Here is a 16250-nt window from a genome sequence, read left to right on the forward strand (position 1 = left end):
CGAGTTCCGCCCGCATCGACGAGTTGAAGAAGAAGTTCGACGAGAGCCCCCGTCGTTACTTCGCCCCCCTGGCCAACGAGTACCGGAAGGCGGGGGATTTTGACCAGGCCATCGCTATCTGCCGGGAATTCCTTCCCCAGCAGCCGAGCCATATGAGCGGCCACATCGTCTACGGACAGGCGCTCTTCGACACCCAGCAATTCGAAGAGGCGCGCACGGTATTCGACACGGCCCTCACGCTAGACCCCGAGAACCTGATCGCCCTGCGATCGCTGGGGGATATCGCACGCTACCTCGGCGACCTCGCCGGTGCACGAAACTGGTACCAGCGGGTGCTGGAGGCCGACCCTCGGAACGACGAGATCGCGTCCATCCTCACTGCCATGACCGCGGGGCCCGAACGGTTCGCCCCGCCCGAACTGCCGCCCGAACCTGCTGAGGCCCCGTCGGGCGAGATCACCTTGGGGGCAGCACTCTTCGATGTGCCGTCAGCCGAACCACCGGTACCCGAGGAGCCAGCGATAGCCGAGGAGGCCGCGCCGGATGAGCCGGCGCTTCAGGCTGAGACGGCCGCCCCGCCGGCGGCCTTCGAAGCGGCAGCGGAGGTGCCGGCACCGGCACCGTCACCGGTACCCGAACCGGTACCGGAACCGGAACCGGTTGCTGAAGGGTCGTCCCCACTCGCGCCCCCGGGCCTCCCGGCTGACGAGCTGTTCGAGTTCGAGGATCTCCACATCCGGCACGAAACACCGGTTTTGCCTCCGTTCAGCGCGTCCTCGTTCACGTTTCTGGGCGTCGAGATCGAGCGAAACGAGTCGTTCATGCCACGAGCGCAGCCGGCGCCCCCCGAGGCCGAGCCCGAGGAACCGATCGCGGAGGCGATGGACGCCGAGGAGCCGACCGCAGGCGCAATGGACACCGAAGAACCGCACGAGGCCGCTGAGGATGACGAACTCGCCGGTGCGACAGACGAAGCGATCCCGGAAGCGCCCGAACTTTCGGGATTCACGTTCGAGGCCTATGAGCAGATGGAGGCCGCGGCCGCCGCCGCCGAGCCTGCGCCCGATCCCTTTGCCACCGAGACGATGGCGGAGCTGTACCTCTCGCAGGGCCACGCCGAGGACGCCCTCCAGGTGTACCGAGCCCTCCTGGCGCAGCGCCCGGGCGACGCGTATCTGGAGCGCATGATCGCCGCTACCGAGGCCATGACCGCGCTGACGCCCGCCTACCCAATGGAGGCCGTGCCGGGTCCGGCGGAACCAGAACCCGTGGCCGAGGCAGCAGTGCAGCCCGAGTCGGAACCGGAGCTGGAACTGGAAGCGACTGCGAACGTCGAAGCCACGGAGTATTTTGAACGGGAGACGGAGCAGGCGGCGGCTCTGGATGATGCGGACGAGGAAGAAATCCAGGATCTGCCGGATTTGGACGTGTATGGGTTCGGGTTCGAGACGCCGGCGGAGTCCCGGGTGGAAATCTCCGAGACGACGGTCGAGGTGGTTGCCTTGTCGACGGTGGAGTCCGAGCCAGAGCCGGAGACCGCGCCGGCGGGCGGCCCTTCAATCCGGGATTTTCTGAGTGCCTTGGCCACCCATGCGGCAGGGGCTCGGCGGCCGGCGCCAGAGTCCCCACGCAACGATGTGATGGCGGTTGGCGACCAACCGGAACCGTCAACACGCGGCAGTGCGACCCCCGCTGCGGGGGCGCCCGTCAGCCTTTTCTCGCCCGATGCTGGTCCACCGGGGCCTCAGACGCCGGCCGAGCACGGCGGTTCGATCGACGGGCTGTTCGGAGCTGGGGCGGTGGCTGCTCCCGATCAGGCCGCGGCGGCCACGCTGGCCGGCGCGTTCGGGGTCGTGGAAGAGGAGCCGCCGCCGCCGCTTACCGGTGCGCCGGCGCGTCGCGCTACCGAAGAGCTGTCGCTCGACAACGTGTTCCGCGAGTCTCAGCCGCCGAGCGCCCCGCAGAGCGGCGGGTTCTCGTTCGATCGGTTCTTCGAGGGGAGTGCGCCGGCGGAGCGCGTCCCGGAAGGTGAGACGCCTACCGGCCCCCCGGCCGCCGACGCCGCGGAAGCGGACATCGAGCAGTTCAACTCGTGGCTGCAAGGGCTGAAGAAACGGTGAGAATCGCCGTCCTCAACGGCCCAAACCTCAACCTCCTTGGCACGCGCGAGCCCGAACTCTATGGAGTGGACTCACTTGCCGATGTGGAGCGGCGGTTGAGCGAGTTGGGCCACGAGCTGGGCCTGGAGGTCGAGTTCGCGCAGCACAATGGCGAAGGCGCCATGGTGGACGTGATTCACCAGTGGCGGGGCCGCGTGCACGGTGCAGTCGTGAACGCCGGGGCCTACAGCCATACGAGCCTTGCGATTCGCGATGCGCTCACCGGGGTGGCCGTACCGTTCGTGGAGGTCCATATCACAAATGTGTTTGCGCGCGAGCCGGAGCGGCGGCATTCCATGTTGGCCCCTGCGGCGGTGGGTTTGGTGTGCGGGCTCGGCGGGCTGGGCTACGAACTGGCGCTCCGGGGGCTGATCGCGCACCTCAAGGCTCATGGCTGACGCCCGACCGCGGCGGCTCGCGGCCCTGACCGATGCGCTGATCCCGGCGCAGCTCGATGCCCTTCTCGTCACCGGGTTGGCCAACATCCGGTATCTCACGGGGTTCTCGGGGTCGAGCGCGCTCGTCCTCGTCACGCCGCGGGAGACCCTGCTGATCACCGACTTCCGGTACGAGACGCAGGTGGCCGGCGAGGTCGGGTCGCTGGCCCGGATCGTGGTTGAGCCGGTGAGCCTGTGGACGGCGCTCTGGCAACAGCTTCAGTCGGCGTCTGGTGTTCGGGTGGTGGGGTTCGAGTCTCCGCATCTGATGCACCGCGACTTCCAGCGGCTGCTCGAGGCGGGGAGCCGGTGGCAATGGCGCCCGACCAGCGATCTGGTGGAGCGCCAGCGTGAACGGAAGGACGCCGATGAGGTGTCGCGCATCAAGCGCTCGGCCGACGTGGCCACGCGCGCCCTGGCGCGGACGCTGCCTGCCGTGCATCCGGGATTGAGCGAATTGCAGGTGGCCGGCCTGCTTGAGCACGCGCTCCGCGACGAGGGGAGCGAGGGGTTCGCGTTCCCGTCCATCGTGGCCGCTGGGGCGCGTGCCGCATTGCCGCATGCGCAACCCACCGGCCACCGGGTGGCGGCCGGGGACTTCCTGCTGATGGATTTCGGCGCGGTGGTGGATGGCTATTGTTCGGACGTGACCCGCACGGTGGTCGTTGGGCGGGCCAGCGCCGAGCAGCGCGAGGTGTATGAAGTGGTGCGCGGGGCCAATGAGGCCGCATCGGCGGCCGTATGCGCCGGAATGACTGGGCGGGATGCCGACGCGGTCGCGCGGAGCTACATTGAGCGGCGCGGGCTGGGGGATCTGTTCGGGCACAGCCTGGGGCACGGCATCGGACTGGAGGTGCACGAGGCGCCACGACTGGCCCGGACCAATGAGCAGGAGCTCCCGCCGGGGGCGGTGGTCACGATCGAACCCGGAGTGTACCGGGCGGGATGGGGCGGGGTGCGCATCGAAGACGATGTCTGGTTGAGCGCGGACGGACCGCGCATCCTGACGGAGTTACCGCGGGACCTACTCGAGCTGGTATAACACGACCTTGAGCGCCGCTTCAACGACCCTTATGATCGACCTTCGCTACGTCAAGAAACTCATCGCCATCATCGATAGCTCGACCGTCGATTCGATCGAGATCTCGTCCGACAAGGGGATGAAGATCCGGATTTCGAAGACGCCGTCGCAGCGCGGTACGGTGCAGATGGCGGCGCCCGTGTCGATGACGCCCATGATCGCGGGCGCTGGCGACCTGCGCGTGACGCCATCGCAGGGGCTGCCGGCTGTGGGTGCCGAGGCCGAAGGGGCGCCCAAGGCGCCGGCGCCCCCAGTGGGGTTGGAAGTGAAGTCGCCGATGGTGGGCACGTTCTACGCGGCGCCGGAGCCGGGAGCGAAGCCGTACGTTTCTGTGGGCAGCCGAGTCTCCAAGGGCCAGGTATTGTGCATCATCGAGGCCATGAAGATCATGAACGAGATCGAATCGGAATATTCGGGCGTGGTCCAGGACGTGATGGTCGAGGACTCGCAGCCGGTGGAATACGGCCAGGTACTCTTCCGCATCGACCGCAATGGATAACCGCCCCGTTCCGACCGGCGCGGCCCCGGATGCGCCGCCGTTCAACTTCAAGGCGGTGCTGGAGCAACTGGTCCGCCGCGGCGCCTCGGACCTCCATCTCAAGGTCGGCCGGCCGCCCACGCTGCGCGTGAACGGCGATCTGGAACCGCTCCAGCAGGCGCCGCTGCGCTCGGACGATCTCATGGCACTTGCCGAGCAGCTGATGACGGCGCGGCAGGTCAAGCAATTCGCGGAGGAGAAGGAGTGCGATTTCGCGGTGGGAGTGCCGGGGGTCGGGCGCTTCCGCGTGAACGCCTACCAACAGCGCGGCTCGCTGTGCTTTGCCATGCGCGCGATTCCGTACCAGGCGCGCACGATCGACGAGCTGAATCTACCGGCGGTGTTCAAGGAGATCGCGCTCAAGCCGCGCGGCCTGGTGTTGGTCACGGGCATCACCGGCTCGGGAAAATCGACCGCGTTGGCGGCGATGATTCAGTACATCAACGAGCATCGCAAGGCGAACATCATCACGATCGAGGACCCGGTCGAATTCCTGCACCGCGATATCAACTGCCACATCAGCCAGCGCGAAGTAGGCACCGATACGGCCAACTTCTCGCAGGCCTTGCGGCGCGTGCTGCGCCAGGATCCCGACGTCATCCTCCTGGGCGAGATCCGCGATCTCGAAACGCTCGACACGGCGCTCAAGGCGGCGGACACGGGCCACCTCGTGTTCTCGACGTTGCACACCACCGACGCCACGCAGACGATCAACCGCGTGCTGTCCTTCTACCCGCCGCACCAACAGGCGGAGGTGCGCTTCTCGCTGGCCAGTGCGCTGCAGGCCGTGGTGTCGCTACGCCTCGTGCCGCGGGCCGACAAGCCGGGGCGCATTCCGGCCGCCGAGATCCTCATCAATACGGCTGCCGTGCGCGAGCAGATCCGGGACATGACCAAGGCCCTCAACATTCCGGAACTGATCAAGGATGGCACCGTCCAGTACGGCATGCAGAGCTTCGATCAGTCGCTGATGCAGCTCTATACCCGCGGCCTCATCTCCTACGAGAGCGCGCTGTTCTACGCCACCAGTCCGAGCGAATTCGCACTGCGCGTGCAGGGAGTTTCCGGCTCGAGCGACACCAGCTGGTCGTCCTTCGAAGGCGAAGCGTCCAGCTGAGCGCGCCGGGTTGCATGCCTTTCGCCGTTCCCGGATGCGCTCCAGCCTTGATCCGAGACTCTCGTGTTTAAGAAGGTATTGATCGCCAATCGCGGCGAGATCGCGCTCCGCGTCATCCGCGCCTGCAAAGAGCTGGAAGTCGCGACGGTGGCCGTCTATTCCGAGGCCGACCGCGAATCGCTGCACGTGCGGTTCGCCGACGATGACGTGTGCATCGGGCCGGCGCCTGCGCGAGACTCGTATCTCCGCATCCCACGGATCATCGCGGCCGCCGAGATCACCGGCGCCGACGCGATCCATCCCGGGTACGGCTTCCTGGCGGAGAACGCCGAATTCGCCGAGACCTGCGCGGCCTCCAACATCGCGTTCATCGGGCCCACGGCGCAGCAGATCCGCGTGATGGGCGACAAGGCCGCCGCGCGCCAGGCGATGATCGCCGTGGGCGTTCCGGTGGTGCCGGGCACGCCGGGCCCGGTGGAAGACGTCGAAGAGGCGCTCGGGTTCGCCAAGGCGATGGGGTTTCCCGTGATCATCAAGGCGGCGGCCGGTGGCGGGGGCAAGGGCATGCGGGTGGCCAAGAACGCCGACGACTTCGCGCGTTCCTTTCAGCTTGCCCGCTCCGAGGCGCTGAGCGCCTTCGGCAACGGCGACGTGTACGTGGAGAAGTACCTGGCCCGTCCCCGACATATCGAATTCCAGATTCTCGGAGATCGCCACGGCCACGTCATCCATCTGGGGGAGCGCGACTGCTCGGTGCAGCGGCGCCACCAGAAGTTGATCGAGGAGGCGCCCAGTCCGGCCGTCACGCCGGCGCTGCGCGCCGAGATGGGTGCCGCCGCGGTGGCCGGCGCCAAAGCCATCGACTACGTGGGCGCCGGCACGATCGAGATGCTGCTCGACACCGACGGCTCTTACTATTTCATGGAGATGAATACCCGAATCCAGGTGGAGCATCCGGTGACCGAGATGATCACCGGTGTAGACCTCGTGAAGGAGCAGATCCGAGTGGCGGCCGGCGAGCCGCTGAGCGTGACGGAGATGCCTCCGCTGCGCGGCCACGTCATCGAAGTGCGGGTGAACGCGGAGGATCCGGCCCGCAACTTCCAACCGTCGCCCGGGCGCATCGAGACCTTCCATCCACCGGGCGGCCCCGGCGTGCGCCTCGACTCGCACGTCTACGCTGGATACACGGTGCCGCCGTACTACGATTCGTTGCTCGGCAAGCTCATCTGCCAGGGGCGGGATCGCGCCGAGGCCGTGCGCCGGGTGCGGGTGGCGCTCGAGGCCTTCGTGATCGAGGGGGTGACGACGACGATTCCGTTCCTGGCTCGCGTCATGGACAATCCCCGCTTTCAGGCGGGGGAGGTCGACACCAATTTCCTCGAGCGGGAACCCGATTTGATGAAGGAGCCCACCTAGATGCGCGTCGACGTCTTCTTCACGGCGCGCGAGGTCGGGCCGGGAGACGTCGCCGGGCGAGTGGTCGCCGTGATCGACGTGCTCCGGGCGTCGTCCTGCATCGCGGCCGCCCTCGACCACGGCGCCCGCGCCGTGGTCCCCAGCGACAACGCCGACACGGTCATCACCCTCGCCAAGGCGTTCGACCGGCAGGAGGTGCGGCTCGCCGGCGAGCGGCGCATGCGCAAGATCGAGGGCTTCGACCTCGGCAACTCGCCCCTCGAATTCACCACCGAGGCCGTCGAGGGACGCACGGTCCTGATGACCACGACCAACGGAACGGCGGCGTTCGCAGCGTCGCCGGGCGCGAAGGCCGTGTACGTCGGCGCATACGTCAACTTCACGCCGGTGCTCGCCGTGCTGCGCAAGGCGCTCCGGCGGGGGGCCGACCTGGCGATCATCTGTGCCGGCCACGAAGGCCGGTTCTCGCTCGAGGATGCGGCGTGCGCCGGCCGGTTCGTGCATCATGTGACGCGCCGGCTTACCGGCGTCGCGCACAACGACGCCGCGCTCGCTGCGGTGCAGGTGCACCGCAAGTTCGGCGCCGACGTGTGGCCGCTGTTCGAGACGTCCAGCCACGCCCAGGCCCTCGCCGAGGCCGGGTTCGCTGCCGATCTCGTGGCCTGCGCCACGATCGACGGGCATCCCGTGGTGCCGGTGTACCAGGACCGTCAGATCACGCGGCTGGCGCCGCCGGGGCGCTGAGTGCGCGACTCGCTCAAGCGCGAACTCACCGCCATCGCGCTGCTCCTGCTCGCGGTGTTCCTGGCCGGTGCGTTCCTCGTGCTCGGACTGGCGCAGCTGCGCGGCGGCGTGGACGTACGCGCCAACGTCGGCTGGGTGGGCGCGCACCTCGCGCGGCCGCTGGTGGCGCTGCTCGGTTGGCCCGGCGCCCTGCTCACCCCGCTCGTGCCCGCCGTGCACGCGCTGCGGCTGTTCGGACGCCTCGAATCCAATGCCGATCGATCGTGGATGATCTTCCTGGGCGGGCTGGTGCTGCTGGTTCCGGTGGTCGTAGCGCTGGGCAGCGGGCTCAAGCTCGGGGACGACGCGACCGCCGCCTCTGGGCTGTGGGGGGCGTTCGTGGCCTCGTACTGGAGAGCCTGGTTCGGCGGCATCGGCTCGTGGATACTCGCGGCGCTGGCGCTGTCGGCGCTGACGGCGGCGACGTTGGCCTGGAATCCCATCCGGGCGCTCGTCGGCGTGCGCTCCGCAAACGCTGACGCCGCTCGGCCCATGGATCGGGCGCTGGCGCTCGAGCCCCCGCCCGAGGAGATGCCGAGCATCGAGGGTGCGTTGGATCCGGTAGAGGGGGAGGCCGTGGCGCCGCCGCGGAACCGGGCCAAGAAGCCGCCGCGGATCGCGCCGGCGCCGGACCGCGACGAGCCGACGGCCTCCGAGGACGCCCCCGACGCCGAGTTGCCGAGCCCCGAACTCCTGACCAGGCCCCCGGCGCGGGCTGGCGACGGAGGCAAGCGCGAGCTCGACGAGATGGGCCAGAAGCTCATCGAGGCCCTGCGCACGTTCAAGGTGGACGGCCACCTGGTGGGCCGCACCACGGGCCCCGTGGTGACGCAGTTCGAGATCGAGCCATCGCCTGGGGTGAAGGTGCGGCAGTTCGCCAACCTGGCCAACGACCTCGCGCTCGCCATGCGAGCCCAGAGCATCCGCATCGTGGCGCCGATTCCGGGGCGGGGCGCCGTGGGCGTCGAGGTCCCGAACCCGCACTCCGAGATCGTCGCCTTCCGCGAACTGATCGAGTCGCGCGACTTTCAGGAAGCGCGCGCGGCACTGCCGATCGCTCTCGGCAAGGATCTCGAGGGCAAACCGGTGATCGCCGACCTGGCCAAGATGCCGCACCTGCTGATCGCGGGCGCGACGGGGTCCGGCAAATCGGTGTGCGTCAATACGATTATTACAAGTCTCATATATCGCCACACGCCGCGCACGCTGCGCCTGCTGATGGTGGATCCCAAGATGGTGGAACTGTCGGTCTACAACACCCTGCCGCATCTGCGCCACAAAGTGGTGACCGACAACCGCGACGCGGCGTTCGTGCTGCTCTGGGCCAAGCAGGAGATGGAGAAGCGTTACCGACTCCTCGCCGCCAACGGGTGCCGGAACATCCAGGAGTTCAACAAGCGGGTGCTGGACCGATCACCGCTCACGGAAGCGAAGGAGAAGGACGTGGGGCTGGCGGCGTTGCCATACACGGGCGACGTGCTGCCGTACATCGTGATCGTGATCGACGAGATGGCCGACCTGATGATGACGGTGCAGGGCGAGGTGGAAGGGCCGATCGCGATGCTGGCCCAGAAGGCCCGGGCCATCGGCATCCACCTCCTCCTGGCCACACAGCGACCGAGCGTCAACGTGATCACGGGCCTGATCAAGGCGAACTTCCCGAGCCGCATCGCGTTCCGGGTGGCGTCACAGGTGGACAGCCGCACGATCATCGACGGCGCTGGTGCGGAGGCGCTGCTCGGGAACGGCGATATGCTGTTCATTCCTCCGGGAAAGTCCGAGCCCGCGCGCCTGCAGGGCGCATTCATCTCGAGCGAGGATACTGAGACGCTAATGAAGTGGTACGAGGAGCGAGCGGAGGCCCGGCGGAAGGCACGACTGGCCCACGGTCTCGTGGTCGAGGAGTTCCCGGAGGAGGACGTGGTGGCCGCGGGTCGCGCGGCGCAGCAGGCGGAGGCGGGCGAAGGCAAGGAACCCGAGGCCGACGCCGGCGACCGCGACAAGCTGTTCCGCGAGGCAGCCGAAGCGGTGGTCCACAATCAGGGCGCGTCCACGTCGCTGCTGCAGCGGCGGCTGGGCATCGGGTACGGGCGGGCTGCCCGGATCATGGATCAGCTCGAAGCGGCGGGGGTGATCAGCAAAGCCGAGCCGGGCTCGAGTCGGCCCCGGGACGTGCTGGTGGGGCTCGACGAGCTGGCTCGCCTCTGCGGGCCCGACGCATGACGCGGCGCGAGATCGCCGGGGCCTTATTCGCGATTGCCCTGCTGTGCGCGCCGCGTCTCGCTAGGGCGCAGGACACCAGCACGACGCGAATGCCGCCGGGCGACACCATGCCCCCGCCGCGCACGCTCCCCGTGAACGGCTCGCTGCTCCGCCCCGAGCATCTTCGCTACCAGATGAGCATCGTGTGGCCCGACAGCACGCACGCGATCGGAACGCGAATCGTGGATGTCACGCAGAGCAGTTACGGTGCCTTTCCGGCCTGGCTGCTCGCCGAGCGGCGCGACGGAAGCGTGCCGTCCACCGACACGCTGTACCTGTCCTACGTGGACCTGCGGCCGCTGCACTGGTCATCGGTGATCGGGCCCTCCCGTCTGGCGCTCGAGTTCACGGCAGACTCGATCTACGGGGCGACGAGCGGCCCCAGCGGCCACCAGAACATCGCCCTGCCGCGGCCCGGCGACCTGCTCGCGGGCGGGCCGATGACCGAACTCGTGCTTCAGCTCATGCCGCACGCGGTGGGGCGGGTGGACTCGGTGTCGGTGCTCGAGATCGACCTGGGGTCCCACCGCATCACGCCGGGGGCGCTCACCGTGGAGGGCGAGCAGGACGTGGACACCGCCCTGGGCCAGATTCACTGCTGGGTGATCTCGCTGAGCACCGCGGGGCGGACGGCCCACTTCTGGGTGGCCGAATCGAACCCCGTCGTCGTGCAGGTCCGCCAGGACGTTCCGGGACGCCCCGGGGCGGTGTTCGAGCAGCGGCTGATCGCGGCCAAGTAGACCGCCGGCACCGCAGCCCGGCGGTCCACAAGATTCTGCGCCGGCCGGCCAATTTCTGGTGATGATCTCCCGGATTTCGGCCCCAGATTGGCCCCATGTCAGCGGCCACGCAGGCATTCGGGGAACTCGGGGAGCGCATCGCCGAACGGTGGTTGACCGGGCGTGGATGGCGGGTGTTGCACCGGCGGTATCGCTCAGGCCATCGCGACATCGACCTCGTCATGGAACGCGAAGGGCTCGTGGCGTTCGTTGAGGTCAAGGCGAGGTCAGGCGATATGTTCGGAGATCCGGTGGAGGCTGTTAACTGGCGTAAGAGAAGAGAGTTAGAGCGGTCCGCCTTAAGTTGGATCTCACGCCATGGCCGAACACACGAGTCCTACCGGTTCGACGTTGTCGGGGTGTTGGTCAAGGGACGGCGTGTTCTGGTTCGCCACGTAGAAAATGCGTTCTCGATGCAATACGGCCCTTGATTCCTTCAATGTGTTTCGTATTTTGTTCGGGGTAACGATTGGGGCGCCCGACGGGTACGATTAGCCCGCGTGGCCAGGGGTTCACGCTCAACCACAGGAAGTGCCGATCATGGCCGTCTCGACGATGCAGGACGACAAGAAAAAGGCCCTGAACCTGGCCATCGCGCAGATCGAGAAGAACTGCGGCAAGGGTTCGATCATGCGCCTCGGCGCAGATAATCGCGTTCGCGTGGAGGCGATCCCGACGGGCGCCATCAATCTCGACGCGGCGATCGGCGTGGGCGGCATCCCACGCGGCCGCGTGACCGAGATCTACGGACCGGAATCGAGCGGCAAGACAACCCTCTGTCTTCACGTCGTGGCCAATGCGCAGCGCGCGGGCGGTGTGGCGGCATTCATCGACGCCGAGCATGCGCTCGATGTGGACTACGCGCGCAAGCTGGGCGTGGATATCGACGGGCTGCTCATCTCGCAGCCGGACACCGGCGAGCAGGCGCTCGAGATCTGCGAGATCCTCGTGCGTTCGGGAGCGGTGGACGTGATCGTCATCGACTCGGTGGCGGCGCTGGTGCCCAAGGCCGAAATCGAAGGCGACATGGGCGACTCGCACGTCGGCCTGCAGGCGCGGCTCATGAGCCAGGCGTTGCGCAAGCTCACCGGGGCCATCGCGCGGTCGCGGACGTCGGTGATCTTCATCAACCAGCTGCGTGAGAAGATCGGTGTGATGTTCGGCAATCCGGAGACCACTACGGGCGGCAAGGCGCTCAAGTTCTACGCGTCCCTGCGCCTCGATATCCGGCGCATCGGCGCCGTGAAGGAGAAGGAGGACGTGGTCGGGTCGCACGTTCGCGTGAAGGTGGTGAAAAACAAGGTGGCGGCGCCGTTCCGCCAGGCCGAGTTCGACATCATGTACGCGGAGGGCATCAGCCACACGTCGCTGCTCGTGGACATCGGCGCAGAATCCAACATCATTGAGAAGTCGGGGGCGTGGTACAGCTACAAGGGGCAGAAAATCGGCCAGGGGCGCGAGAATGCCAAGCTGTATCTCAAGGACAATCCGGCGATGATGGCGGAGGTGGAGGAGAAGGTGAAAGCGGTGCTCGGGGTTGCGCCAGTCACGGCCGCGGCCGCGGACACGGAGGAGGCGACCGAGGAGTAACCCGGCGATTCGCTCGGTGACCGGCAAGAACTGCGTGCCGGGGAGACGTTACCTGAACGCGACGGGACCCGGAAACTCCCAACGCTGCAGGGTGCTGCTCCCCGGCACCTTCTTTTTCGGCCGGGTGCTCCCGGTCTTCGACCAACCGGTGCCGCCCCGGCGGGGGCGCCAGTGTCCGTAATCACCGCGCTCACGCCGCACCCTCGGCGCCAGGGCCGCGTGGACGTCCTGGTGGACGGCAAGTCGGTGGGCGCCATTTCGGGAGACGCGGTCGCCCGCCTGCGCCTGAGCGTGGGAACGGAGTTCGAGCCCGTGCGGCTGGCATTCGAGGCCGAAGCGGCGGCGCTGGCCACGTGGGACGCTGCCAGCCGCCTGCTGGCCGCGCGGGCGCGATCGCGATCGGAGTTGCGCCGGCAATTGCTGCGCAAGGGCGAGCCGGTGGTGCGCGTGGATCAGGTGCTCGACCGCCTGGAGCGGGCCGGTTACCTGGATGACGCCGATTACGCGCGCCAGTTTGCGCGCAGTCGGTCGCTGGTGCGGGGCATGTCGCGACGGCGTGTGCAGCAGGAGTTGGCCAAACGCGGCATCGCGCGCGAGGTGGCCGAGGCCGCGATCGCGGATGTGTTCGCGCAAGAAGGAGTGGACGAATACGCGGCCGTCGAACGGCTGGCCCGTAGGAAGCTGCCCAGTTTGGCCAAGCTCGATCCCATCATGCGCCGACGGCGGTTGTACGCATTCCTTGCGCGGCGTGGTTTCGAGTCCGACGACATTCAACGCGTTATCGGCGCGCTCGGCATCGAACGATTCGGCGATAGCGCGGAGGAGTAGACGAAGCGCCGGAGGTAGCCATGGGACAAGGCCTTGGCGGTCGCGCCGCCAACGCCTGCGCAACGGCGTGGCGGCCGGCGATTTGGTATATTGCGCCCGTATGCCCGAACGCGATTCCTCCCCGCTTTCCGCCGCCGACATTCGTGAACGGTTCCTGGCCTATTTCGAGCGCCAGGGCCACGTGCGCCGCGCGAGTTCATCGCTCGTGCCGGCCGACGATCCCACGCTGCTGTTCACCAACGCGGGGATGGTTCAGTTCAAGAAAGTCTTCCTGGGTATGGAAGATCCGCCTGACGGCAAGCGCCGGGCCACGACGGCGCAGAAGTGCGTGCGCGCCGGCGGCAAGCACAACGACCTCGAGCAGGTGGGGCACACCGCCCGGCATCACACTTTCTTCGAGATGCTGGGCAACTTCTCGTTCGGCGACTACTTCAAGCGTGACGCGATCCGGTTCGCCTGGGAGTTCGTCACCGGTCCGCGCGAACGCGGCAATCTGGCCATCGATCCCAAGCACCTGCGCGTGTCGGTGTTCCGGGACGATCAGGAAGCGCGCGCGCTCTGGAAGGAGGTCGCGGGACTTCCCGATTCGCGCATCTACGGGCTGAGCGAGAAGGACAACTTCTGGCAGATGGCCGACACCGGGCCGTGCGGGCCCTGCTCGGAGTTGTACGTCGACCTGGCGCATCTCGCCGGCGATTGGCGCTTTCCCGAGGGCGCCACCGGAGAATGGACCGCGATGGACCGCGACGAATTCTCCACCGACGCGTTCGTGGAGGGCGCGGAGGCGGGGCGCTTCCTGGAGATCTGGAACCTGGTGTTCATGCAGTTCGACCGGCAGGCGGACGGCACGATGCGGCCGCTGCCGCGCCCTTCGGTGGACACGGGGGCCGGACTGGAGCGCATCGCCGCGGTGCTGCAGCGGGTGACGAACAACTATCACACGGACCTGTTCGCGCCCCTGATTCGGGGGGTCGAAGAGGCAGTGGGGCTGCCGTACCGCGGCCGCACCCAGCGTGCCCCGGCCCCGATGACCGTCCGCGGCCGGCAGGCGATGGTCGATCCGGCTTCGTTCCGCGTGATCGCCGACCACGCGCGGGCGGTGGCGTTCCTGCTCGCCGACGGCGTCTTTCCGTCCAACGACGGACGCGGCTACGTGCTACGGCGCATCCTGCGGCGCGCGGTGCGCCATGCCTGGCTGCTCGGGAGGAGCGAGCCCACCCTGGTGCGTGTCGTCGAGGCCGTGATCGCGTGCATGGGCGACGTCTATCCGGAACTCCGCACGCGGTCGGCGCACCTGCTCAAGACCACACGGGTGGAAGAGGAGGCGTTCCTGGCCACGATCGAAGGTGGGCTGACACGGTTTGACCAGCTGGCGCCCGAGAGCGGCACACAACTGGGCGACACGATCCGCGGCACGATCAGTGGTGAGGACGCGTTCCGATTGTACGACACGTTCGGCTTTCCAATCGACCTCACCGAGCTGATGGCGCGCGAGCGCGGATACACCGTAGACATCGCGGCATTCGGTGCGGCGCTCGAGGAGCAGCGCACGCGCTCCAAGGAGGAGCGGAAGTCGCGGCGTCTTGCGGTGGAGGTCGACGAGTTGAGCGACGCCGCTGCGTGGGAGTTGGCTCCGGGGGCCCGTGCGGAGGACGTGTCGTTCGTAGGCTACGACTCGGTGGAGATCGAGACGCAGGTGACGGCGGTGCGCCAACTCGGGCCGGGGCGTATCGCGGTGCTGTTGCGCGAGACGCCGTTCTATGCGGAATCGGGCGGGCAGATCTCCGACCGCGGTGAGATCGCGGGCGACGGGTGGCGCGTGGACGTCGAGGATGTGCGCAAGATCGACGGGCGTCCTGCCGCGGTGGGGCGGATCACGGGAACGTTCGGGTTCGGGCGCGTCGCGGCCCGCGTGCCCACGCTGCGCCGCAAGGACACCGAGCGGAACCACACCGCCACGCATCTGCTTCACGCGGCGCTGCGCGAGGTGCTGGGCGATGCGGTGCACCAGGCGGGGTCGCTGGTGGCGCCCGACCGACTGCGGTTCGACTTCACGCACCACGGCCCGGTGAGCGCCGACAAGCTTGCCGCGATTCAGCGCATCGTCAACGACCGCATCTGGGCGGCGACCCCGGTGACGACGCGAGAGATGCCGTATGCCGAGGCGCGAGCCGCAGGGGCGATGGCCCTGTTCGGCGAGAAGTACGGCGACGTGGTGCGCGTGGTGACCGTGCCCGGCTTCTCGATGGAGCTCTGTGGCGGCACGCACGTGCGCAACACGGCCGAGATCGGGCTCTTCGAGATCGTGCACGAGACGGGTGTGGCGTCGGGCGTGCGGCGCATCGAAGCGGTGACCGGCCCGGGCGCGCACGCGTTGCTCGGCGAGCGAGCCCAGGCTCTCGTGCGCACGGCCGAACTGCTCAAGGTGTCGCCGGACGGCGTGGAGAAGCGGGCCCAGGCGCTGCTCGACGAGCGACGGGCGCTGGAGAAGCGACTCGAGGAGGCGGTGCGCGGAGGCGGCGACCAGATGCAGCGGTGGCTGGACGAGGCGCAGGAACTGAACGGCACCGGCGCCCGGTTCGTGGGCCAGGTGGTGCAGGCCGCGGATCTCAAGGAATTGCAGGCACTGGGCGACGCGCTGCGTGAACAGTTGCGCTCGGGGGTGGGCGTGCTCGCCGCGACGTTCCCCGACGGCAAGACGACGATGCTCGTCGTGGCGACCGACGATCTCGTGCAGCGCGGCGTGAGCGCCGGTGCGCTCGTGAAGGAACTGGCGGCGTTGGCCGGTGGGCGCGGCGGCGGCAAGCCGCATATGGCGCAGGCAGGAATTCCCGACGCCTCGCGGCTGCACGAGGCGCTGGGCCGCGCGGCGGGCCTCGCCGGTGCCCTCATCGAGAAGACCAGATGACGGTGGGCGCATGGCTGTCTCGCCGGACGCTGCGTCCTCCCGAGGCGCTGGACGCGCGCGTGCGCCGGGCGCTCGGCGGCCGGTTGGCGCTCGACGCCTCGGAGACGCACCGGGTGTGCGAGGCGGCGGCCGAGGAGGTGCTCTCGTCGCTGCTTGGCGCACGCGAGACGGGGCGCGAATCGGCGCTCGACCTGCTCGCCGTCGACGCCCTCGTCACATATGCGTTCGAGCATGCAGCGGCGGGTGGGGACCTCGACGCGATGGCGGTCGGCGCCATGCAACGCATCGCGGCGATCGGGGCGCATCACGCGGCCGCCGGAGACGGGGCGTGACGGCGCGCCGGGAACGG

At 68.3% G+C, this 16250-nt stretch carries 13 protein-coding genes; all 13 read left to right on the plus strand.

The window, feature by feature from the left end:
- Positions 1-23: 23 nt before the first annotated feature.
- Entirely contained in the window at positions 24-2120 is a 2097-nt protein-coding gene (locus VNF92_02740; GenBank protein ID HVA56781.1) for a tetratricopeptide repeat protein, read from the plus strand.
- Entirely contained in the window at positions 2117-2557 is a 441-nt protein-coding gene (aroQ, locus tag VNF92_02745) for a type II 3-dehydroquinate dehydratase (protein HVA56782.1), read from the plus strand. Before VNF92_02740 ends, aroQ begins: the two co-directional genes overlap by 4 nt.
- Complete coding sequence (locus tag VNF92_02750; protein HVA56783.1) at positions 2550-3638, plus strand: Xaa-Pro peptidase family protein; 1089 nt, start codon at positions 2550-2552, stop codon at positions 3636-3638. The genes aroQ and VNF92_02750 overlap by 8 nt, the downstream gene beginning before the upstream one ends.
- Positions 3639-3669: 31 nt before the next feature.
- Positions 3670-4176: an acetyl-CoA carboxylase biotin carboxyl carrier protein gene (gene accB, locus VNF92_02755; protein ID HVA56784.1), complete on the plus strand. Its 507-nt coding sequence runs from the start codon at positions 3670-3672 to the stop codon at positions 4174-4176.
- Entirely contained in the window at positions 4169-5332 is a 1164-nt protein-coding gene (locus VNF92_02760) for a type IV pilus twitching motility protein PilT (GenBank protein HVA56785.1), read from the plus strand. Before accB ends, VNF92_02760 begins: the two co-directional genes overlap by 8 nt.
- 63 nt (positions 5333-5395) lie before the next feature.
- Positions 5396-6751 carry an acetyl-CoA carboxylase biotin carboxylase subunit gene (gene accC / locus VNF92_02765; GenBank protein ID HVA56786.1) on the plus strand — a complete coding sequence of 452 codons (1356 nt, stop codon included), beginning with the start codon at positions 5396-5398 and terminating at the stop codon, positions 6749-6751.
- Positions 6752-7495, plus strand: coding sequence for a 2-phosphosulfolactate phosphatase (locus tag VNF92_02770; protein ID HVA56787.1), 744 nt, complete (start codon positions 6752-6754; stop codon positions 7493-7495).
- On the plus strand, positions 7496-9757 hold the full coding sequence (locus VNF92_02775) for a DNA translocase FtsK (GenBank protein HVA56788.1): 2262 nt from the start codon (positions 7496-7498) through the stop codon (positions 9755-9757).
- The gene (locus VNF92_02780; GenBank protein HVA56789.1) at positions 9754-10536 is read left to right on the plus strand and encodes a hypothetical protein; all 783 of its coding nucleotides are present in this window, start codon (positions 9754-9756) and stop codon (positions 10534-10536) included. Before VNF92_02775 ends, VNF92_02780 begins: the two co-directional genes overlap by 4 nt.
- Before the next feature lie 579 nt (positions 10537-11115).
- A complete protein-coding gene (gene recA / locus VNF92_02785; protein HVA56790.1) occupies positions 11116-12165 on the plus strand; it encodes a recombinase RecA in 1050 nt (349 codons plus the stop codon).
- 171 nt (positions 12166-12336) lie between these two features.
- Positions 12337-12993 carry a regulatory protein RecX gene (locus VNF92_02790; protein HVA56791.1) on the plus strand — a complete coding sequence of 219 codons (657 nt, stop codon included), beginning with the start codon at positions 12337-12339 and terminating at the stop codon, positions 12991-12993.
- 100 nt (positions 12994-13093) lie between these two features.
- A complete protein-coding gene (gene alaS / locus VNF92_02795) occupies positions 13094-15901 on the plus strand; it encodes an alanine--tRNA ligase (protein HVA56792.1) in 2808 nt (935 codons plus the stop codon).
- Positions 15898-16233: a hypothetical protein gene (locus tag VNF92_02800; GenBank protein ID HVA56793.1), complete on the plus strand. Its 336-nt coding sequence runs from the start codon at positions 15898-15900 to the stop codon at positions 16231-16233. Before alaS ends, VNF92_02800 begins: the two co-directional genes overlap by 4 nt.
- Positions 16234-16250 lie beyond the last annotated feature (17 nt).

This window comes from Gemmatimonadaceae bacterium, assembly GCA_035533015.1.
Lineage (GTDB): Bacteria > Gemmatimonadota > Gemmatimonadetes > Gemmatimonadales > Gemmatimonadaceae > JAGWRI01.